The organism is Burkholderia sp. AU15512 (assembly GCF_002223325.1).
Taxonomy (GTDB): domain Bacteria; phylum Pseudomonadota; class Gammaproteobacteria; order Burkholderiales; family Burkholderiaceae; genus Burkholderia.
The window spans coordinates 1,788,674-1,808,698 of the sequence record NZ_NKEX01000003.1 but is presented as its reverse complement, the minus strand read 5'-3'; the positions used below and the strand labels follow the sequence as shown (position 1 = coordinate 1,808,698).

18 protein-coding genes and 1 tRNA gene are annotated in these 20,025 nt (G+C 67.4%); 9 read left to right on the top strand and 10 right to left on the bottom strand.

Annotated features, from left to right (window positions below):
- Nucleotides 1-39 precede the first annotated feature (39 nt).
- Nucleotides 40-3,510: a transcription-repair coupling factor gene (mfd, locus tag CFB43_RS11000; protein ID WP_089495058.1), complete on the bottom strand. Its 3,471-nt coding sequence runs from the start codon at nt 3,508-3,510 to the stop codon at nt 40-42.
- A gap of 107 nt (nt 3,511-3,617) precedes the next feature.
- On the opposite strand from mfd, the gene ispD reads away from it, so the two are divergent.
- A complete protein-coding gene (ispD, locus tag CFB43_RS10995; protein ID WP_011352390.1) occupies nt 3,618-4,328 on the top strand; it encodes a 2-C-methyl-D-erythritol 4-phosphate cytidylyltransferase in 711 nt (236 codons plus the stop codon).
- A 28-nt stretch (nt 4,329-4,356) separates the two neighbouring features.
- The gene (ispF, locus tag CFB43_RS10990) at nt 4,357-4,842 is read left to right on the top strand and encodes a 2-C-methyl-D-erythritol 2,4-cyclodiphosphate synthase (protein ID WP_089495057.1); all 486 of its coding nucleotides are present in this window, start codon (nt 4,357-4,359) and stop codon (nt 4,840-4,842) included.
- A gap of 129 nt (nt 4,843-4,971) precedes the next feature.
- Here the strand turns inward: ispF and CFB43_RS10985 are convergent, their stop codons facing one another.
- The 4 genes from CFB43_RS10985 to ompR all read right to left on the bottom strand — a co-directional run bounded on the left by CFB43_RS10985 (nt 4,972) and on the right by ompR (nt 8,450).
- Nucleotides 4,972-5,499 carry a carboxymuconolactone decarboxylase family protein gene (locus CFB43_RS10985; RefSeq protein WP_011352388.1) on the bottom strand — a complete coding sequence of 176 codons (528 nt, stop codon included), beginning with the start codon at nt 5,497-5,499 and terminating at the stop codon, nt 4,972-4,974.
- A 76-nt stretch (nt 5,500-5,575) separates the two neighbouring features.
- On the bottom strand, nt 5,576-6,124 hold the full coding sequence (locus tag CFB43_RS10980; protein WP_006478563.1) for a peroxiredoxin: 549 nt from the start codon (nt 6,122-6,124) through the stop codon (nt 5,576-5,578).
- Nucleotides 6,125-6,313: 189 nt separating this feature from the next.
- Nucleotides 6,314-7,675 (bottom strand): ATP-binding protein, encoded by a 1,362-nt coding sequence (locus CFB43_RS10975; RefSeq protein WP_089425640.1) that lies wholly within the window; start codon nt 7,673-7,675, stop codon nt 6,314-6,316.
- 40 nt (nt 7,676-7,715) lie between these two features.
- Nucleotides 7,716-8,450: an osmolarity response regulator transcription factor OmpR gene (gene ompR / locus CFB43_RS10970; RefSeq protein ID WP_006478565.1), complete on the bottom strand. Its 735-nt coding sequence runs from the start codon at nt 8,448-8,450 to the stop codon at nt 7,716-7,718.
- Between the two features lie 258 nt (nt 8,451-8,708).
- Here ompR and CFB43_RS10965 point away from each other — a divergent pair, with 258 nt between their 5' ends.
- The 3 genes from CFB43_RS10965 to CFB43_RS10955 all read left to right on the top strand — a co-directional run bounded on the left by CFB43_RS10965 (nt 8,709) and on the right by CFB43_RS10955 (nt 11,910).
- Nucleotides 8,709-8,987, top strand: coding sequence for a hypothetical protein (locus CFB43_RS10965; protein WP_011352385.1), 279 nt, complete (start codon nt 8,709-8,711; stop codon nt 8,985-8,987).
- Nucleotides 8,988-9,119: 132 nt separating this feature from the next.
- Nucleotides 9,120-10,622 carry a DUF1800 domain-containing protein gene (locus CFB43_RS10960; RefSeq protein WP_089495306.1) on the top strand — a complete coding sequence of 501 codons (1,503 nt, stop codon included), beginning with the start codon at nt 9,120-9,122 and terminating at the stop codon, nt 10,620-10,622.
- A gap of 67 nt (nt 10,623-10,689) precedes the next feature.
- On the top strand, nt 10,690-11,910 hold the full coding sequence (locus CFB43_RS10955) for a DUF1501 domain-containing protein (RefSeq protein ID WP_089495056.1): 1,221 nt from the start codon (nt 10,690-10,692) through the stop codon (nt 11,908-11,910).
- A 10-nt stretch (nt 11,911-11,920) separates the two neighbouring features.
- Here CFB43_RS10955 and hpnD read toward each other — a convergent pair whose 3' ends face one another.
- Nucleotides 11,921-12,754: a presqualene diphosphate synthase HpnD gene (gene hpnD, locus CFB43_RS10950; RefSeq protein ID WP_089495055.1), complete on the bottom strand. Its 834-nt coding sequence runs from the start codon at nt 12,752-12,754 to the stop codon at nt 11,921-11,923.
- A gap of 241 nt (nt 12,755-12,995) precedes the next feature.
- On the opposite strand from hpnD, the gene CFB43_RS10945 reads away from it, so the two are divergent.
- Both CFB43_RS10945 and CFB43_RS10940 read left to right on the top strand, forming a co-directional pair.
- Nucleotides 12,996-13,082, top strand: a tRNA-Leu gene (locus tag CFB43_RS10945).
- Between the two features lie 192 nt (nt 13,083-13,274).
- Nucleotides 13,275-13,571: a hypothetical protein gene (locus CFB43_RS10940; RefSeq protein ID WP_089495054.1), complete on the top strand. Its 297-nt coding sequence runs from the start codon at nt 13,275-13,277 to the stop codon at nt 13,569-13,571.
- A 105-nt stretch (nt 13,572-13,676) separates the two neighbouring features.
- Here CFB43_RS10940 and CFB43_RS10935 read toward each other — a convergent pair whose 3' ends face one another.
- The 4 genes from CFB43_RS10935 to CFB43_RS10920 form a co-directional block, all read right to left on the bottom strand.
- Nucleotides 13,677-13,907, bottom strand: a complete 231-nt coding sequence (locus CFB43_RS10935) for a hypothetical protein (protein ID WP_089440309.1) — start codon at nt 13,905-13,907, stop codon at nt 13,677-13,679.
- 113 nt (nt 13,908-14,020) lie between these two features.
- On the bottom strand, nt 14,021-15,130 hold the full coding sequence (locus CFB43_RS10930; protein WP_089495053.1) for a class II histone deacetylase: 1,110 nt from the start codon (nt 15,128-15,130) through the stop codon (nt 14,021-14,023).
- A 16-nt stretch (nt 15,131-15,146) separates the two neighbouring features.
- Nucleotides 15,147-16,355 carry an MFS transporter gene (locus tag CFB43_RS10925; RefSeq protein ID WP_089495052.1) on the bottom strand — a complete coding sequence of 403 codons (1,209 nt, stop codon included), beginning with the start codon at nt 16,353-16,355 and terminating at the stop codon, nt 15,147-15,149.
- Nucleotides 16,356-16,377: 22 nt separating this feature from the next.
- Nucleotides 16,378-17,424 carry a porin gene (locus CFB43_RS10920; RefSeq protein WP_089495051.1) on the bottom strand — a complete coding sequence of 349 codons (1,047 nt, stop codon included), beginning with the start codon at nt 17,422-17,424 and terminating at the stop codon, nt 16,378-16,380.
- Nucleotides 17,425-17,726: 302 nt separating this feature from the next.
- On the opposite strand from CFB43_RS10920, the gene CFB43_RS10910 reads away from it, so the two are divergent.
- Nucleotides 17,727-18,872: a helix-turn-helix transcriptional regulator gene (locus CFB43_RS10910; RefSeq protein WP_089495049.1), complete on the top strand. Its 1,146-nt coding sequence runs from the start codon at nt 17,727-17,729 to the stop codon at nt 18,870-18,872.
- Nucleotides 18,873-18,981: 109 nt separating this feature from the next.
- Nucleotides 18,982-19,980 (top strand): 2-dehydropantoate 2-reductase, encoded by a 999-nt coding sequence (locus CFB43_RS10905; RefSeq protein WP_089495048.1) that lies wholly within the window; start codon nt 18,982-18,984, stop codon nt 19,978-19,980.
- Nucleotides 19,981-20,025 lie beyond the last annotated feature (45 nt).

Below are 20,025 nucleotides of genomic sequence, written 5' to 3'. Positions count from 1 at the left end.
GCAGTGCGGTGCAGCAACGCCGCATCTGCCGCCAGCGCATCAGCGCACCGCGGCAGCTGCTCCCTGCTTGGGTCCGAGCGCGCGCAGCGTTTCCTTGATCGTCGACACGCGGATCGCGAGATCGGGCGAGCGCGTCTCGATGCGCAGCTTGTCCTGGCCCGCGAGCTTGATGTGCCGGTGCTTCTGCACCATCTCGATGATCCGCATCGGATCGATCGGCGGATTCGGCTCGAACTGCAGCCCGATCGCCACCTCGCTCGCGTCGATCTTCACGATGCCGAGCGGCTTCGCGGCGATCCGCAGCCGATGCGTCTCGACGAGCGCGTGCGCTTGCGGCGGCAGCTTGCCGAAGCGGTCGATCAGCTCTTCCTGGATGCCGTCGATCGCGTCGCCGTGCTCGCAGTTCGCGAGACGCTTGTACAGCGACAGCCGCTCCTGCACGTCCGCGCAGTAGTCGGCCGGCAGGATCGCCGGCGCATGCAGGTTGATTTCCGTCGTCGCGGCGAGCGGGGCGGTGAGGTCGGGCTCCTTGCCGTTCTTCAGCGCCTTCACCGCGTCGTTCAGCATGTCCGTATAGAGCTGGAAGCCGATCTCGTGGATTTCGCCGGACTGCTTGTCGCCGAGCACTTCGCCGGTGCCGCGGATCTCGAGGTCGTGCATCGCGAGATAGAAGCCCGAGCCGAGTTCCTCCATCTGCTGGATCGCTTCCAGCCGGCGCTGCGCCTGCTTGGTCAGCGCCTGCGGATCGTGGACCAGCAGGTACGCATACGCCTGGTGGTGCGAGCGGCCGACGCGGCCACGCAGCTGGTGAAGCTGCGCGAGGCCGAACTTGTCCGCGCGATGCATGATGATCGTGTTCGCGCTCGGCACGTCGATGCCGGTCTCGATGATGGTCGTGCACAGCAGCACGTTCGCACGCTGCGCGACGAAATCGCGCATCACCCGTTCGAGTTCGCGTTCGTGCATCTGGCCGTGCGCGATCACGATGCGTGCCTCGGGTACGAGCGCCTCGAGCATCGCCTTGCGGTTCTCGATCGTCTCGACCTCGTTGTGCAGGAAGTACACTTGGCCGCCGCGCTTCAGTTCGCGCAGCATCGCCTCGCGGATCACGCTTTCCTCCTCGCGGCGCACGAAGGTCTTGATCGCGAGCCGCTTCTGCGGCGCGGTGGCGATGACCGAGAAATCGCGCAGCCCTTCGAGCGCCATCCCGAGCGTGCGCGGGATCGGCGTCGCGGTGAGCGTCAGCACGTCGACTTCCGCGCGCAGCGCCTTCAGCGCTTCCTTCTGGCGCACGCCGAAGCGGTGTTCCTCGTCGATGATCACGAGGCCGAGGCGCTTGAACTGCACGTCCGACGACAGCAGCTTGTGCGTGCCGATCACGATGTCGACGCTGCCTTCGTTGATCTGCGCGATCGCGGCGTTGACTTCCTTCGTGGTCTTGAAGCGCGACAGCTCGACGATCCGCACCGGCCAGTCCGCGAAGCGGTCGGCGAAGGTCTGCGTGTGCTGCTCGGCGAGCAGCGTGGTCGGCGACAGCAGCGCGACCTGCTTGCCGCCCAGCACCGCGATGAACGCGGCGCGCAGCGCCACCTCGGTCTTGCCGAAGCCGACGTCGCCGCACACGAGGCGGTCCATCGGCTTGCCGCTCGTCATGTCGCCGATCACGGCGGCAATGGCGGCCGCCTGGTCGGGCGTTTCCTCGAAGCCGAAGCTTTCGGCGAACTTCACGTAGTCGCGCGGATCGAGCGAGAACGCATGGCCTTCGCGGGCCGCGCGGCGCGCGTAGAGGTTCAGCAGCTCGGCTGCGGTATCGCGGATCTGCTGCGCGGCCTTGCGCTTCGCGCGCTCCCACTGGCCGGAGCCGAGCGCGTGCAGCGGCGCGCTGTCGGGATCGGCGCCGCTGTAGCGCGAAATCACGTGCAATTGCGCGACGGGCACGTAGAGCTTGCTGTCGCCCGAATATTCGAGATGCAGGAATTCGGTTTCGCCTTCACCGAGATCCATCGACACGAGGCCCATGTAGCGGCCGATGCCGTGCTGCGCGTGGACGACCGGGTCGCCGACTTTCAGCTCCGACAGGTCGCGCACCATCGCGTCGACGTTGCTCGCCTGTTCCTGCCGACGGCGGCCCGCGCGGCGGCCGAGCGCGCCGTACAGCTCGGTTTCGGTGACGACCGCGTAGCCTTCGCCCGGCACCGCGAAGCCGTTCGAGAGCGGCGCGACGCCGAGCGCGAAGCGTGCGTCGCTCTCGAGCCAGCCGGCGAAGTGGTCGTTCGACGCGGGGCGCAGATGGTGTTCGGCGAGCAGTTGCAGGATCGTCTCGCGGCGGCCGGCCGATTCGACGGTCAGCAGCACGCGCTTGCCCGACGATTCGACAAACGTGCGCAGCGATGCGAGCGGATCGTCGGCATGGCGGTCGACGGTGAGCTCGGGCAGCGCCGTCGCCCAGCCGCCGGCCGGCTGCGCGGGCAGCACGACGCGGGCGAACGGCTTCGCGAACGCGAAGAAATCCTCGTCGGACAGGAACAGGCGCTGCGGTTCGAGAATCGGCCGCTCGCGATCGTGCGCGAGGAACGCGTGACGCTGCTTCGTATCGGCCGTGAAGCGGCGGATCGACGCCTCGAGATCGCCGGTGAACACGAGGTGCGCATCCTGCGGCAGGTAGTGGAACAGCGTGGCGGTTTCGTCGAAGAACAGCGGCAGGTAGTACTCGATGCCGGCCGACGGCACGCCGTTGCCGATGTCCTTGTAGATCGGCGCGCGGCTCGGGTCGCCTTCGAAGGTTTCGCGCCAGCGGCTGCGGAAGGCCGTGCGCGCGGCTTCGTCGAACGGAAACTCGCGGCCGGGCAGGAGGCGCACGTCGCGCACCGGATACAGGCTGCGCTGCGTGTCGGGATCGAACGCCCGGATCGAGTCGACCTGGTCGTCGAACAGGTCGATCCGGTACGGCAGCGGCGAGCCCATCGGGTACAGGTCGATCAGCGAGCCGCGCACGCAGTATTCGCCGGGCCGCACGACCTGGCTCACGTGCTCGTAGCCGGCCAGTGTGAGCTGCGCCTTCAGCTTCGCCTCGTCGAGGCGCTCGCCCTGCGCGAATGCGAACGTGTACGCGGCCATGAACGACGCGGGCGGCATCCGGTACAGCGCGGTGGTCGCGGGCACGAGCAGGATGTCGCAGCGGCCCTCGCCGAGGTCGTGCAGCGTGGCCAGCCGCTCGGATACAAGGTCCTGGTGCGGCGAGAACGTGTCGTACGGCAGCGTTTCCCAGTCCGGCAGCAGGCGTACGCGCGCGTCGGGCGAGAAGTAGCGGATTTCCTGCGAGAGCCGCTGCGCGTCGACCGCGTTCGCGCAGATCACCGCGAGGAGCGGCACGTCCTGGCGGTTGTCGGCGAGATAACGGGCGATGGCGAGCGCGTCGGCGGAACCATGCGCGCCGTCGAAGGCGAAGCGCTGGCCGGGCTTGACGCGGGCAACGGGCGAGGCGGACGGGGTGGAAGCGTTATCTGGCATAGGGACGACAGGGGTGGCGTGCACGGGCGCATCGCGGTGCGCCGGTCGAGACGAAAGACCTATTATAAAATCCGCTTCTCGATTTCATCTTTCCGGCGTTTCCCTTCGTGACTCCCCGACTTTTCGCCCTGATTCCCTGTGCCGGCACCGGCAGCCGTTCCGGCTCGGCCGTGCCGAAGCAATACCGCACGCTGGCCGGCCGCGCGCTGCTGCATTACACGCTTGCCGCGTTCGACGCGTGCAGCGAATTCGCGCAGACGCTCGTCGTCCTCGCGCCCGACGATTCCCACTTCGACGCGCGCCGCTTCGCGGGCCTGCGCTTCGCGGTGCGCCGCTGCGGCGGCGGCTCGCGCCAGGCGTCGGTGCTGAACGGGCTGCTCGAACTGGCGGAATTCGGCGCGACCGACCACGACTGGGTACTGGTGCACGACGCCGCGCGCCCGGGCATCACGCCAGAGCTGATTCGCACGCTCGTTGCGACGCTGAAGGACGATCCGGTCGGCGGCATCGTCGCGCTGCCGGTGGCCGATACGCTCAAGCGCGTGCCGGCCGGCGGCGACGCGATCGCGCGCACCGAGTCGCGCGACGCGCTGTGGCAGGCGCAGACGCCGCAGATGTTCCGCATCGGCATGCTGCGCGAGGCGATCCTGCGCGCGCAGCGCGAAGGGCACGACCTGACCGACGAGGCGAGCGCGATCGAATGGGCCGGCCATACGCCGCGCGTCGTGCAGGGCAGCCTGCGCAATTTCAAGGTCACGTACCCGGAAGATTTCGCGCTCGCGGAAGCGATCCTCGCGCGTTCCACGAACGCTTCCTGACTTTCACCCCCTCACAATCGGAATACGCATGGATTTCAGAATCGGACAAGGCTACGACGTGCACCAGCTCGTCGAGGGGCGCCCCCTCATCATCGGCGGCGTGACGATTCCGTACGAACGCGGCCTGCTCGGCCACTCGGACGCGGACGTGCTGCTGCACGCGATCACCGACGCGCTGTTCGGCGCGGCGGCGCTCGGTGACATCGGCCGCCACTTCTCCGACACGGACGCGGCGTTCAAGGGCGCCGACAGCCGCGCGCTGTTGCGCGAGTGCGCCGCACGCGTCAAGGCTGCCGGCTTCACGATCCAGAACGTCGACAGCACCGTGATCGCGCAGGCACCGAAGCTGGCGCCGCATATCGACGGGATGCGCGCGAACATCGCGGCCGATCTCGGGCTGCCGCTCGAGCGCGTGAACGTGAAGGCGAAGACCAACGAGAAGCTCGGCTATCTCGGCCGTGGCGAAGGGATCGAGGCGCAGGCCGCCGCGCTCCTGGTGAAGCAGGGCGGCTGACGCCGGGCTGCGGCGGCGCACGGTTCGCCCGCCGCGCTGCGGAAATGAAAAATGCCACGCGGGTGCGTGGCATTTTCGTTTGCAGCGGCGACCGGGCCGGCGCGGTTGCCGGCCGGATGGGGCAACCGCTTATTCGCCTTCTGCGGCGATCACTTGCGCGGCGGCGTTGATCACCGACGCGATACGGCCGACGTCGCGCAGCTGCGTGACGGTCATCCCTTGCTCGTTCTTCAGCAGCGCATAGTGCGACTTCACGCAGAAGTGGCACTTGCCGACGATCGACGCGGCGAGCGCGTACATCTCGAACTTGCGCTTGTCGACGCCACCGTGCGTCGCATACGCGCCCATCCGCAGCTCGGCGCGTTGCGTCTTCAGGTCGGCATCGTCGGCCATCTCGACATACGGATACCAGGTGTTGTTCATCCCCATCAGCGCGGCCGCCGTCAGCACGGCGTTCGTCTCTTCGGGCGACAGGACGCCGGCTTCGCGGATCGTCTTGATGAGCACCGTGCTCTTCGCCGCGATGGCCGCCGCCAGCGCGACGCCCACCGCGTCGGTGCCTTCGAGCGACGAGCGCGAGATCGTGCCGTCGAGGTTCAGGCGAATGTCCTTCGCGTAGTCGGGAATACGTGCCTTAATCGAGTCGATGAATTCCATTGATATCTCCTATGGGTTGGCCGTTAAAAAAGCCCGCAGGCAGGACGTGCGCCGCGGGCTTCGTGCATCGATGCGCTTACAGCGTTGCGCCGCCGACTGCACGGTTGCACGGGCACAGTTCGTCCGTTTGCAGGCCGTCCAGAATCCGCAGGACTTCTTCCGGGCTGCGGCCGACGTTCAGGTTGTTCACCGAAACGTGCTGGATCGTGTTGTCGGGATCGACGATGAACGTTGCGCGCAGGGCCACGCCGGCTTCCTTGTCGCGCACGCCGAGCTGGTCGATCAGCTCGCCCTTGACGTCGCCGAACGAGTAGTGGTTCAGCTTGTCGAGGTCCTTGTGTTCACGGCGCCATGCGAGCTTGACGAATTCGTTGTCCGAGCTGCCGCCCAGCAGGACGGCATCGCGCTCTTCGAACTGCTTCGTGAGCTTCGCGAATTCGACGATTTCCGTCGGGCACACGAACGTGAAATCCTTCGGATAGAAGTAGATGATCTTCCACTTGCCCGGGAACGACGCTTCGGTGACGGTCTCGAACGCCGACTGGCCGTTTTCCTCGTGATTGTTGAAGCCCGGCTTCGCGGCTACGACGGTGAAAGCTTCGAGTTTATCGCCCACGGTTTTCATGCGGATACTCCTGTATGAGTTGGGAAGAAGACTGAGTCAAGCTACCTCGGTGCTGCAACGATGATGTGACAGCATGGGCAAAACTATAACACTATTAGTTAGTCGCTTCAATAGATTTTGACTAACGAGCCTCATAGCTTTTTTCAACCGGATCGATAGTGTGCAGCGCAAGAAGCGTGCGCGAGCGCGTCACGCAGTCGCACGCGCCTTGCCGGCGCCGGGGAATTCGAGCGTGACTTCGAGGCCCGCTTCAGGGTTGCGGTTGCGCAGCCGCAGCGCGCCGCGATAGCGGCCGACGAGGCGCAGCACGATCGCCATCCCGAGGCCCGTGCCGTCCGCCTTGGTGCGCGCGGTGTCCACGCGGTAGAACGGCCGCATCACGAGCGGCAGCTGATCCTCGGGAATGCCGGGGCCTTCGTCGCTCACCGACAGCTCGACGCGCGCATGCGACACGCGCGTCTCGAGCGTGATGCGCGACACGCCGTCCTGCGTGCTCTGGCCATACTTGCGCGCGTTCTCGACGAGGTTGCCGATCACGCGGCGCATGTCGGTCTCGTCGGCTTCGATCACCGCGCTCGGCGCGAGCCGCGTGCGGATCTCGACGCCATCCTCGCCCGACACGCGGGCGGCGACTTCCTGCGCGATCGACGACAGATCGACGGGCTCGGGCTTGCGTTGCGACGGGCGGGCGTAGTCGATGAAGGCCGCGATGATGCGATCCATCTGCTCGATGTCGTCGACCATCGCGTCCTTGGTCGCCTGGTCGGACGGGCTCATTTCGGTTTCGAGCCGCAGCCGCGCGAGCGGGGTGCGCAGGTCGTGCGAGATGCCCGCGAGCATCAGCGCGCGGTCGGCCTCGAGCTGTTCGAGGTCGCGCACCATCTGGTTGAAGCTGCGATTGGTCTCGGCCGCGACGCCCATTCCGCGCTCGGGCAGCAGCTCGGGTGTCTGGCCCGAGCCGATCTGCCGCGCGGCGAGCGCGAGCCGCGAGAACGGCCGGTTCACCAGGCTGGTGATGAACGCGGAGCCGAACAGCGACAACGCGAGCGCGAACAGCCCCCAGCCGGCCCACTGCAGGCCCGTGACGTTGTCGAGCTGGTCGCGGTCGAGCGCGACCCAGTAATCGTCGTCGTCGATCTTGAAGCTGATCCACACGCCGGGAATGTCGTTGACCGACTGGGCGATCACGGTATCGTCGCCGAGGCGGCTGCGGATGTCGTGTTCGATCAGGCGGTTCAGCGATTCGTCGGGCTGCAGCTTGAACTTGTCGGTCTTCTCGCGCGGGTAAACGCGCACGCCCTCGTTGCTCTCGAGGTCCTGCAGCAGCGCGCGCCGCAAATCGGGATCGGAATAGAGCAGGGCGGTGCGCGTGAGCTTCACGATCGCGACGAGCTGGAGAGCCACGCGCTGCGCACGCGGCTCGCGCTCGATCACGCGAAAGCTCTGGAACCACGCGGCGAGACTGACCGAGATCAGCAGCGCGATCAGCAGGAAGGTGCGCCAGAACAGCCCGCCGAACGCGAGCTGCAGGAGGCGCCGGTCGATACGCATGGGACGGGCCGTGGGCGGGCGAAACCGGAAAGGAAAAAGATCAGGCGGCGCCGTCCGGGATGAACACGTAGCCGAGGCCCCAGACGGTCTGGATGAAGCGCGGGCTGCCCGGATCCGGTTCGATCAGCTTGCGCAGGCGCGAGATCTGCACGTCGAGGCTGCGGTCGAACACTTCGTATTCACGGCCGCGTGCGAGCTCCATCAGCTTTTCGCGCGACAGCGGCTGGCGCGGATGACGCGCGAACACCTTCAGCACCGAGAATTCGCCGGTGGTGAGCGGAATTTCCTGGCCGGACTTCGTCAGCGTGCGCGTGGCGAGATTCAGCGAGAACTCGCCGAACTCGAACACCTCGGTGGTTTCCGACGGCGCGCCCGGCAGTTCGGCCGGCGCCTGGCGGCGCAGCACCGCATGAATGCGCGCCACGAGTTCGCGCGGGTTGAACGGCTTCGGCAGGTAATCGTCGGCGCCCATCTCGAGGCCGACGATGCGATCCACATCCTCGCCCTTCGCGGTGAGCATGATGATCGGCGTGCGGTCGTTGCTGCCGCGCAGGCGGCGGCAGATCGACAGGCCGTCTTCGCCCGGGAGCATCAGGTCGAGCACGAGCAGGTCGAAACGCTCGCGTACCCAGAGCTTGTTCATTGCAGTCGCGTTTTCCGCGACGTAGACATTGAAACCCTGCTCGCCGAGATAGCGGCGCAGCAGATCGCGCAGGCGCGGGTCGTCGTCGACGACGAGAATCTTGGAGGGGTTTTTCGTTTCCATGATCGGCATCTTATCGCGAATGGGAATTGACGCACGGCCGTGAATTTTCGTGCGTTACAGTCGGTTACAAAATTTACCCGTAGTGTCGCGCCGAGTAAAGGCAGGCTATAGAGATTCCTTTACTCGAAGCCGAAATTCGGTAGATACTCCCCTGCACTCCATCATTCATCTTTGCACACCCGAATTCCGCAGGGTTTTTCAAGTACCAGAGGTAGCCGGTTGCCGCGTGACGAAGGGAACAAATCGACCAAAGAAGCGAGGACGGTCATGCGATCTGCCCGGATTGCACTGATGCTGACGATCGCGCTCGCCGGTCCGTATGCGTCGAACTTCGCGTATGCGCAGCGCCCCGAGCAGGGCGCATCGTCGCGCAAGCTGCCGCGCGGCAAAGCGCCGCAGTCCGATCGTACCGCCGAGATGACGGTTCGTTCCGCCGTGCCTCCCGATCTCGAACAGCGCCGCCGCGACGGGCACATGACGCCCGAGGAACGCCACCTTTTGCGCCAGCACATCGAGGACGCCGTTCGCGAGCTGTACAAGCGCTGACACGCCGTCTTTCTCCCTGCGCGGAATTCACCGCGCGGAAAAGTTTCGTAGCAATTTTTCCGTCAACTTTCGCCTGCCGATTGCCGTTGTACCGGCATCCGCACCGCCGGTGCGCTCCGGGAGTCCATGACGATGAAAGCGAACGCTGCCGCACCGGCGCCGTCGCCCGCCATGCAGTCGCCGCTCGACGCCGACGATGCATTGTTTTTCCTGAGTCGTACCGGTTTTTCTCCTGCGCCCGCCGATGTCGCGCGCGTCGTCGGCATGACGCGCGCGCAAGTCGTGGCCGACACGCTCGGCAACGTTCGCCGCGATCCCGTCACGACCTGGCCCGACTGGATCGCCGAGTTGCCGCCGACGCGCGCGCAGCGCCAGGCGCTGACGCCCGACATGCGGCGCGACGAGCAGCGCGAGCGCAACGTTCGGTACGATGCGCTGCGCGCGGCGTGGGTCAACGAGATGATCGTCACGCCGTCGCCGCTCACCGAACGCATGACGCTGTTCTGGCACGGGCACTTCACGTCGGGGCAGGACAAGGTGCCTTACCCGCAGACGATGGCGGTGCAGAACGCGCTGTTTCGCCGCGAGGCGCTCGGCAACTTCGGCGTGCTGCTGCATGCGGTAGCGAAGGATCCGGCGATGCTGCAGTACCTCGACGGCGCGAGCAATCGCAAGGGGCGCCCGAACGAAAATTTCGCGCGCGAGGTGATGGAGCTGTTCACGCTCGGCGAAGGGCATTACACGCAATACGACGTGACCGAAGCCGCGCGTGCGATGACGGGCTGGACGGTCGATCCCGATACGTATCGCTTCGAGGTTCGGCCGGATCTGCACGACGCCGGCGACAAGACGATCCTCGGCGAAACCGGGCCGTTCGATGGCGACGGCTTTCTCGACATCCTGCTGAAGCGGCCCGGTACCGCGCGTTTCATCGCCGCCAAGCTGTGGCGCGAGTTCGTGTCGGATACGCCCGATCCGGGCGCGCTCGATGCGGTGGCCGAACGGTTTCGTTCGAGCGGCTACGACATTCGCGCGACGCTCGCCGCGCTGTGGTCGACCGACGCCTTCTGGGATCCTCGCAATCGCGGCGTGCTCGTCAAGTCGCCCGTGGAGTTCGTCGTCGGGTCGGTGCGGCTGTTCGACGTGTCATACGGCGATCCGCAGATGCTCGCGAACACCGTGCGCACGCTCGGGCAGAACCTGTTCTATCCGCCGAACGTGAAGGGCTGGCCGGGCGGCGCGCTGTGGATCAACAGCACCACGCTGCTCGCGCGCAAGCAGTTCGTCGAGCAACTGTTCCGCGCGACGGAGACGGCCGGCATGCACCCGTCGGCGCATGCGATGGTGCCGCCGCCGAATGCGCGCGCGCATGCGATGCCGGCGGTCGAGACGGCGTCCGCTGCCGGCATGCACGGAACACCTGCCAAGCCCGCGCGCGCCGGCCTGCGATTCGACCTCGAACGCTGGCTGGCGCAATATCGCGCGCGGCCGCAGGCGATCGCCGGATTGTCGACCGAGCTTCAACTGCAACATGCGGTGCTGCAACTGTCGCCGGTCGCGGCGATCGACACGGATTCGACCGGCAGCGCGTATCTCGAGGCGCTGCTGATGGATCCGGCCTATCAACTGAAATGATTCGAACGACGATGAAGCGGGGAGCCGGTGCGGCAAACGTGTCGGACGGTGAACCAAAGGATGCGCGATGAACCGACGTGATTTTCTGACGCTGACGGGCGCCGCGGCCGCGGCCGGCGTGTCGATGTGGCAGGCGCCTGCGATGGCGGCTTCCGTGGCGCAGGCGGGGCGCCCATCGGCGGCCGGGTACACGAACGTGCTGATCCTCGTCGAGCTGAAGGGCGGTAACGACGGCCTCAACACGGTGGTGCCGTATGCGGACCCGCTGTATTACCAGTTCCGCCGCAGCATCGGCATCAAGCGCGAGCAGGTGCTGCAACTCGACGCGCACACGGGCCTGCATCCGTCGCTCGCGCCGTTGATGCCGCTGTGGCGCGACGGGCAGGTCGCGGTCGTGCAGGGCGTCGGCTATCCGCAGCCGAACCTGTCGCATTTCCGCTCGATCGAGATCTGGGATACCGCATCGCGCTCGGATCAATATCTGCACGAAGGCTGGCTGACGCGCACGTTCGCGCAGGCGCCCGTGCCGCCCGGTTTCGCCGCCGACGGCGTCGTGCTCGGCAGTGCCGAGATGGGGCCGCTCTCGAACGGTGCGCGTGCGATCGCGCTCGTCAATCCCGCGCAGTTCATTCGTGCGGCCCGGCTTGCCGAGCCGTCGTCGCTGCGCGAACAGAACCCCGCGCTCGCCCACATCATCGACGTCGAGAACGACATCGTGAAGGCGGCCGACCGGCTGCGTCCGCGTGGTGGGATGCGTGAATTCAAGACTGCCTTTCCGGCCGGCGCGTTCGGCACGTCGGTCAAGACCGCGATGCAGGTGCTGGCCGCGTGCGAAGCGTCCGGGCCGGGCGCGCAGGATGGCGTCGCGGTGCTGCGCCTGACGCTCAACGGCTTCGATACGCACCAGAACCAGCCGGGGCAGCAGGCCGCGCTGCTCAAGCAGTTCGCGGAAGGGATGAGCGCGATGCGCGGCGCGTTGATCGAACTGGGGCGCTGGCACCAGACGCTCGTGATGACGTATGCGGAATTCGGGCGGCGCGTGCGCGAGAACCAGAGTAACGGTACCGATCACGGCACGGCCGCGCCGCATTTCGTGATGGGCGGCCGCGTGGCCGGCGGGCTGTACGGTGCGCCGCCGGCGCTCGGGCGGCTCGACGGCAACGGCAACCTGCCGGTCGCGGTCGATTTCCGCCAGCTCTACGCGACCGTGCTCGGGCCATGGTGGGGGCTCGATGCCACCCGCGTGCTGCAGCAGCGCTTCGATACGCTGCCGTTGTTGAAGGCGTGAGGCGTGAGGATCAGCGACGGCGCGCGGTGCGCCACGCGATCCACAGCTTGCGGATCGGCGTCAGCGCGATGCGCTGATGCAGCACCTGGTAGCCGTCGCGCGCGATTTCGTCGAGCAGCGCGCCGGCCAGTGCGATCTGCGCGCGCAGCGTGCGCTGGGCGCGGCGTTCGGATGCCGGGATCGCCGCTTCGGCGGCCACGAGTGCTTCGCGCGCGCGGGCCGTCTGGAATTGCAGCAATTCGGTGAAGGCCGGGCTGTAGCGGCGGTTCAGCAGATCGGCCGCGGTCACGTTGTAACGCTGCAGTTCGTCGATCGGCAGATAGATGCGGCCGTGGCGTGCATCGTTGCCGAGATCCTGCACGAACTGCGCGAGCATCAGCGCGCGGCCGGCATGCGCGGCCCACGGTTGCGGGTCCGCTGGGTTTGGCGAACTTGCGCGCGCGACCAGCGACGCGAAGGTGCCGCCGACCTGTGCGATATAGCGCTGCAGGTTCGCCAGATCGAGGTAGCGCGCCTGTTCGAGATCCATCCCGTAACCGTTGACGAGCGTGCGCAATGCATCGGCCTCGGCGGCGATCGCCGGATGATGCTGCGCGAGCGCCTTCGTGACCGGGTGCGACGGCTGCCCGTCGGCCAGCGCCGCGAGTTCCTTGTGCCACCACGCGAGCTTCGTGTGTCCGACGGTCGGGTCGCTGGTTTCCTTGACGGTTTCCTCGAGTTCGCGGCGCAGCGCGAACAGCGCGGTCAGGCGCGGCTGCGTGGCGCGCGGTGCCTGGCGCAGCGCGTAGTAGACGCTGGAGCCCGCAGGGGCGGCCTTTTGCTGACAGTAGTCGTCGAAGTTCACGGGCGGAATCGTGTGGGGGGCGGGGTTCGGGGGACGCGCGGCGGCGCGGTGCCGAAACGTCGAGCGCGGCATTCTAGCACCGCTGCACGACGGGTGCCGGCAGGGGCGAGACAAGCCCGCGCGGATCGGGTAGAATCTCGCGCTCGCCTGATCGGGCGTGCCGGTTACAAACCAACCGGTGCGATGTCCCGGGCGCGTGGTCACGCATCTTTCGTGCCGCGTGGTCAGGCGACAGAAATGCGCGTGAGTGGCGAAATTGGTAGACGCACCAGGTTTAGGTCCTGACGCCCGCAAGGGTGTGCCGGTTCGAGTCCGGCCTCACGCACCAGAAGTCGAATGCGCCTCAATCAGGGGCCGTTCACCCAAAAGCGCTGTCGGTCGATTGACCGCAGCGCTTTTTTGTTGATGTCGGTGCTGCTCCCGGTACGCGAGCCGGGCAAGCGGTGCGCGAATATTCGTGCCGCGTGTAATATTGTGTTCGCTTCACCTATAAGAAACACAATCACGCCGAGGACCAACGATGAAAAACGTACGCATTCCGATTTCCGTACTGGCGCTGATGCTGGTCGCGCCGGCATTTGCCAATACGCCTGCCGAGAACATTGCGTGGAGCGCCAAGCCCGTGCAGACGGGGGCATCGTCGTCGCCGTCGGCGTGCACTGCGTATTCGGGGCGCGTGATGTCGAGCGGCGAGACGTTCTCGACGGAAAACGTGCTGAAAGCAGTCGGCACGTCGCTGGCCGGCGCCGCGCTGGGCGCGGTCGCAGGGGGATATCAGGGCGCAGCCCCCAATCCGTGTGCGCGCCCGGGGCTGTGACCGGCCCGCGAGCGAACCGCGGGAATTCCCGCTTCATCTGAAACAAGCCAGACACGCAGCGCCGCGCGTCGCCCGACCCGCGGCGCTGCGTCATTTGACGCGCACCTATTCCCAGAAGCTCCGGATCGCGACCGCCACGATCACCGGCACCGAGAACACCAGCGGGATCGCGAAATATTGCGCTTCGCGATCGACGACCCAGCTATAGATCACCCACGCCGCGCCGATCGCGAACGTGATGAGGCCGACCGTCACGGCGGCGATGTTCAGGACCAGCTTCGAAGGCTGGCGGCGCGTCTTGGCATCGTCATTGTGATCACGCGGGGACGATTTCATCGGAAGAGTGCGGCTTCGGGCCGGAAGGGGGTAAAAGCACAGGAAACCCCATCCGCTCCGATCGCGCAAGAGGGCCGGCGCTGGCCGGCCTTCGTCGCGTCCGCCGGCGCGCGCTACAACCCGAACGACGTAGCCAGTTCGTCGAGCAATTCGCGCTGGAACGCGACGAACCGCGCGCCGGGCTGCTGCGCGATCGCGAGGTCGAGCATCGGATCGGCGACGTCGGTGCGAACATCCGCCAGCGCCTCGACGATCGCGAGCCCGCAGAACGGCACGTACGCCTCCGAATAGCCGCCTTCGTGCACGATCACGAGCCGCCCGCCGCAATGGCGTTGCGCGGCCTCCTTCACCGCCCGCGTCATGAACCGGTAGCTGTCGGTATGCAACTGCATGCGCGCGAGCGGATCGACCGCGCTTGCGTCGAGGCCGCTCGCGACGATGATCAGCTCGGGCCGGAAACGCTCCAGCGCCGGCAGCACGATTCGTTCGAACGCGTAGCGATACGCATCGTCGCCACTGCCCGCGAGCAGCGGCACGTTCAGATTTGCACCGATACCCGCGCCTTCGCCGCAATCGTCCGCGCCGCCGTAGCCGGGCGGGAAGCAGCGATCCTGGTGCAGCGAGATCGTCAGCGTGTCCGGATCGTCGTAGTAGATCGACTGCGTGCCGTTGCCGTGGTGCACGTCCCAGTCGATCACCGCGACGCGCTCGATGCCGTGTTTCGCGCGGGCGACCTCGATCGCGATCGGAATGTTCGCCAGCAGGCAGAAGCCCATCGGGCGGTCGCGCAGGCAGTGATGGCCGGGCGGCCGCGACAGCGAGAAGGCGTTTGCCGCACGTTCGCCGAGGACCGTATCGACGGCCGCGATCGCGAGTCCGGCCGACAGCGCAGCGATCTCGTAGCTGCCCTTGCCGAACGGCGCGAGATCGCCGAGGTCGCCGCCGTTCGCGTCGCTGAGTGCGCGGAACGCGTCGAGATAGTGTGCGGGATGAATGCGCAGCAGGTCGGCGGTCGAGGCCGGCTCGGCGCCGCGCAGGTCGAGCTGCGCGGCCAGGCCCGAGGCCTGCACGAGCGACAGGAAGCGGCGTTTCGAATCGGGCGATTCCGCGTAGCCCGCGCTCGACGGTGGCTGGACCCAGCCGCCGACCGGGAAGAACAGCGCGTGCGTGCCGCCGGTGTGCCAGAAAGTGCGTTCGTCGGTGAAGAAGGCAGTGCGATTCATGGATGTGCGTGACCTGTCACGGTTGGGTGGAAATGGAAGGGCGCATGCGGCGATCGATGTGGCGCAACGCGGCGAACGACGCGATCGCGACGGCCGTCGCGGCCGTGAACAGCACGCGCATCGTGCCGCCGGCATCGAGCATCAGCCCGGCTAGCAGCGGGCCGGCCGCGAGCCCCGCGCCGATCACGAAATTGAGCGTGGCCACGAGGCGGCCCGACGTGTCGATCCGCGCGACGGTCGCGAGGATGAACGGCAGGACGAACGTCCACGCGAACTTGAACGCGAAGATCGCCGCGCTATAGCCGCCGGCGTGCCGCATGACCGCGAGCGCGACGAGCGAGGCCGCCAGCAGCGCGTAACCGGCCGCGAGCATCGCGCGCCGTGCGAGCCGGCCGCCTGCGCACGACGCGAGCGCCGCACCGGCGATGCCCATCACGCTTGCGATCGCGAGTACGTTGCCGGTCGACTGCGGATCGAGCCCGGCTTCGGTCGCGGCGCGGCTGGCGAACGTCCACACGCTGCCGATCGCGAGATAGAACGTCAGCACCGCGCCGATCGCGAGCACGACGAAGCGTTGCGGTGTCTGCGCCGCAGCGTTGCGCGCGTTCTGCGCGGCTGGGGCTCGCGTGCCCAGCGTGGACGGAAAGCCGCGCGACAGCGGCGCCGCGATCAGCGCGAGGGCGGCGAGGGCGACATACAGCGCGCGCAACCCGAACGCCGCGAACACATGCGGCAGCACGAACAGGCCGATCGCGCCCGCGATCAACTGGCCGACGACCCACAGGCCGTACACGCGGTCGCTGTTCTCGCTCGTCGCGGCGCTCGTCATGCAGAGCACCATCAGCGAGCCGCCGCCGAGCGCGGTGACGGCGCGCAGCGCGAGCAGCGCGACGAAGCCCGGCATCCACAGCGCGGTCAGCAGGTTGCCCGCGCCGAACAGCGCGATGGCGAATGCGGCGACGCGGCGCGCATCGACCCGGCCGAGCCACAGGTACGACGGCACGGTCGCGAGGCTGAACGCGCCGAGTTCGACGAAGAAGTAGGTGCCGATCTGCGACGCGGACAGCCCGAGCTGCGTCGCGAGCTGCCCCGCGACGGCGGGTGCCACGAGCAGCAGCAGCGGCGTGATGGCCGCGAACACGACGAGCGCGACGAGCGTCGAGCGCGCGAAGGTCGATGCGCGGCCGTCGGACGGGAGTGCGGCATCCGGTGAAAGGGTTTTCATGGCGGGTTCTCGTGTGGGGGAATCAGAACAGGTGGTACATGCCGACCATTGCGCCGAACTGCGATGCGCCGGCGAGCGGCGTCGGGTCGTATTCGTAGACGGTCTGCGAACTCTGGCCGCTGTTGCGTGCGTAGCCGAGGTTCACGTACGCGACGGTGCGTTTCGACAGCGCGTACGTGGTGCTCGCGATGAACAGCGTCGGGTGGCCGATTGCCGGCGTGCGCGAGTCGGTGTGGTAGACGCCCGTGTTCAGGCCGATCTCGCTCGACATCTGGTAGCGCGCACCGCCCCAGACGATCGTGCGTGCCGCGTCGAGATCGCCGGTCAGGCGCTCGACGCCCGCATAGACGGTGAGCGGCAGTGTGGCGAACGCATAGCGCGCGGCGAGCGTGCCGAGTTCGCGGCGGCGCGCCGACGTGTCGTCGGCCGCCGAAACCTCGCCATGTGCCTGATGCAGTACCGCGCTGACCGACAGGCCGTTGCTCGTGAACTGGCCGCCGAGTTCGAGCACGCGTCCGGCGCGCGTATTGCCGGCGACGCCGGATGTCGCGGCAAGCGCCTCGAGGTCGAAGCCGGCGAACGTCGGCGACTGGTACTTGACCGAGTGGTCGATGAAGTTCGCGGTCATCGGCACGATGACGCCCTGGCCGCTGTACGACGCATACCAGAGCGGGTCGTAGAACAGCGTCTTGTCGAACAGCACGCTGAACTGCCGGCCGAGCGTGACGGTGCCGACGGGCCCCGCGATGCCGACGTACGCACCGCGGAAGAAGGCATAGCCGGGCACGGTCGCGGTGCCGTCGTTGAGGTTGAGGCCCTGTTCGAGCTTGAACAGCGCACGCCAGCCGCCGCCGAGATCTTCGTGACCTTTCAGCCCGATCTGGGAAGGCAGGATGCCGTAGTTCCGCAGTTGAACGGCCGAGTGGCGCCCGTCGGCATGCGTCAGGTATTGCACGCCGGCGTCGAGCGCGCCGTACAGCGTGAGACTCGACTGCGCGTGCGCGGCAGCGCTGCACGCGGCAAGCGTCGCGACGGCCGCGGCCGTGCGGATGAAGCGGGGTTTCGTCACGTGGGGTTCTCCATACCGTCCTGCATCGGTTTGTCGTTGGTGTTGTCGCGACGCAGTGTCCGCAGCGGGAAAACCTTCGAACAGTCGTACAGATGAACGGTGTGGAAAACCCGTGGTGCGCGGCACGCAAGCGGCGAGTAGCCGTGGCGCGGCGTGCTGCGGAGCAGCAACGTGCCGTGCACCGTTCAAATGGATGGGGCTGGCGCCCGTTCCGGCACCGTGGCCCGTCAAAAAAGCCGATCGCTATAATCGGCCGGTGTCGTTGCGCACATCAGCAGCCCGATCGGGCAGGGGAGCGGAAGGTGAGGATCACGACGGATATCGGGCAGGATCTCGATGCGCTGCGCGACGTGCCGGCCGCCATCGTGCTCGACGACTTCGCCTGGCCGCCGCTGCCGTCCCGGCGCGCCGATTTCGACGGCGTCACGCGCGGCGACGCATCGAAGCGCGAACTCGGGCTGATGCTGCTCGACCTGTACGCGGTTGCCGCACGGTCCGGCATCGGCGAATTCGAATTCCGCTTCTTTTCGCTGTTGCAGGCGCTCATCCCGTTCGACGCCGCATGGACGGGCGTCGCGACCCACGTGCCGACCGGCCCGGTGATGCACAACAGCTTCCTGTACCGTCTGCCGCATGCGTTCTTCAGCGACTGGAAGCGCGTGCGCGATTGCGACCCGCTCGCGCACCGCACGTTGCGCGGCGCGCATGGCCATGCGGTGCGGCTGTCGGTCGTCGAGCCGGGGCTCGATGCGCGGTTTCGCGACTGGTGCGTAAAGTACGGGCTCGCGCAACTGATGTGCGTGTGCACGCTCGATCGCCGGTTCGGCCTGACGACGTTCATGTCGATCTACCGCCAGGGCCTGAATCGTCCGTTCAGCGACGACGATGCACACCGCTTCGAGGAAGTGATCCCGCATCTCGCGGCGGCGCTGACGATCAATCGCGCGGCGCAGCTCACGCGCGAACGCGGCGAGACGGTCGCGCCGGCGGCGCGTGCACTGTGCGACAACTTCGGCGTGCTTCACCATGCCGATCACGGTTTCGACGACGTGCTGCGCACCGAATGGCCGGCATGGGCCGGTGCGCGCGTGCCGGAGCCGCTCGTCGCGCATTTGCGGCGCCAGCCGGGTCAGCCGTTCGTCGGCGATGCGCTGCGAATCCAGTGCGTGCCGGTTGCGGGCCTGTTCCAGATCGAGGCGCGGCCGCGCTCGCTGCTCGACCGGCTGAGCCCGCGCGAGCTCGCGGCGATCCGCTATTACGGCGCAGGGCGCTCGCACAAGGAAGTCGCGCAACAGATGGCGATTTCGCCGACGACCGTGCGCCACTACCTGCGCTGCGCGTACCGCAAGCTCGGCATGCACGACAAGAGCCAGATCGCGGGCGTGCTCGGCGCAACGGGCAGCGCAGCCGACGGCGAGCCGGTGGAAGCCGGGGGCGAGTCGCGCTGAATTGCGCTGAGTCGCACGACCGCCGCACATCGCATGCGGTCGCGAGAATGGTTGTGCCCGCAACTATTGAGCGTTATGCTCGTCAGCTCCCAGGAGACGGAATTCCATCATGAACGACACGAATTCAGGGTCGGTGCGCGCGGCGGTGGTCGGGGTCGGCGCGATCGGCGGGTTGCTCGCGGCCGCGCTGTCGCGGGCCGGCATGACCGTGAGTGCGTATGCGCGCTGCGCAACGCTCGATGCGCTGAATGCGCACGGCGTGCGTGTGATCGACGAGGCGGGCGAGACATCGTCGGTTCCGGTGCGAGCGAGTGACGATGCGGCCGCGCTCGGCGTGCAGGACTACGTGGTGATCGCACTGAAGGCTCAGGTGCTGCCGGCGCTGGCCGCCCGAATTGCGCCGCTGGTCGGGCCGAACACCGTGATCGTCGCGGCGATGAACGGGCTGCCGTGGTGGTTCACGCACGGGCTCGCAGGCGCGCTCGACGGCGTGTCGCTCGATGCGGTCGATCCGGCCGGCGCGGTGTCGGCGGCGTTGCCGCCCGCGCAGGCGATCGGTTGCGTCGTGCACCTGTCGTCGAGTACCGACGCGCCGGGCATCGTGCGCCGTGGGCGCGGCAACCGGCTGATCGTCGGTGCGCCCGATCCGCGGCTTGACGTCGCCACGGCCCGGTTCGCCGCGGCGCTCGCCGCGGGCGGTTTCGACGTCGAGTCGACGCCCGCGATCCGGACCGAGATCTGGACGAAGCTGTGGGGCAACATGAACATGAATCCGCTGAGCGCGCTGACGGGGTCGACGGCCGAGCAGTTGCTCGACGATCCGTTCACGCAGGATCTCGCGCTGCGGATGATGGAAGAGGCGGCCGCGATCGGCGCGAGGCTCGGTCTCTCGACGGGAATGAGCGGGCCCGAGCGGATCGCGGTCACGCGCAAGCTCGGCGCGTTCAAGACGTCGATGCTGCAGGATTTCGAAGCGGGGCGCGCGCTCGAGATCGGGCCGATCCTCGGGGTGTTTCCCGAACTCGGGCGCAAACTCGGCGTGCCGACCCCGTATTGCGACGCGGTGCTCGGGCTGCTGCGCCAGCGCGCGGCGAACAGCGGGTTGTAGCGCGGGCGGGGCCGCTGCATGCTCGACGCAGGCAAGGCCGGGCGC

Coding starts and splice junctions, on each gene's coding strand:
- CFB43_RS10965 (WP_011352385.1), top strand. CDS start 8,709: ATGCGATCTGCCCGGATTGCACTGATGCTGACGATCGCGCTCGCCGGT.
- CFB43_RS10980 (WP_006478563.1), bottom strand. CDS start 6,124: ATGAAAACCGTGGGCGATAAACTCGAAGCTTTCACCGTCGTAGCCGCG.
- CFB43_RS10925 (WP_089495052.1), bottom strand. CDS start 16,355: ATGAAAACCCTTTCACCGGATGCCGCACTCCCGTCCGACGGCCGCGCA.
- ompR (WP_006478565.1), bottom strand. CDS start 8,450: ATGCCGATCATGGAAACGAAAAACCCCTCCAAGATTCTCGTCGTCGAC.
- CFB43_RS10905 (WP_089495048.1), top strand. CDS start 18,982: ATGAACGACACGAATTCAGGGTCGGTGCGCGCGGCGGTGGTCGGGGTC.
- ispF (WP_089495057.1), top strand. CDS start 4,357: ATGGATTTCAGAATCGGACAAGGCTACGACGTGCACCAGCTCGTCGAG.
- CFB43_RS10975 (WP_089425640.1), bottom strand. CDS start 7,675: ATGCGTATCGACCGGCGCCTCCTGCAGCTCGCGTTCGGCGGGCTGTTC.
- CFB43_RS10955 (WP_089495056.1), top strand. CDS start 10,690: ATGAACCGACGTGATTTTCTGACGCTGACGGGCGCCGCGGCCGCGGCC.
- mfd (WP_089495058.1), bottom strand. CDS start 3,510: ATGCCAGATAACGCTTCCACCCCGTCCGCCTCGCCCGTTGCCCGCGTC.
- CFB43_RS10930 (WP_089495053.1), bottom strand. CDS start 15,130: ATGAATCGCACTGCCTTCTTCACCGACGAACGCACTTTCTGGCACACC.
- CFB43_RS10960 (WP_089495306.1), top strand. CDS start 9,120: ATGAAAGCGAACGCTGCCGCACCGGCGCCGTCGCCCGCCATGCAGTCG.
- CFB43_RS10985 (WP_011352388.1), bottom strand. CDS start 5,499: ATGGAATTCATCGACTCGATTAAGGCACGTATTCCCGACTACGCGAAG.
- CFB43_RS10935 (WP_089440309.1), bottom strand. CDS start 13,907: ATGAAATCGTCCCCGCGTGATCACAATGACGATGCCAAGACGCGCCGC.
- CFB43_RS10940 (WP_089495054.1), top strand. CDS start 13,275: ATGAAAAACGTACGCATTCCGATTTCCGTACTGGCGCTGATGCTGGTC.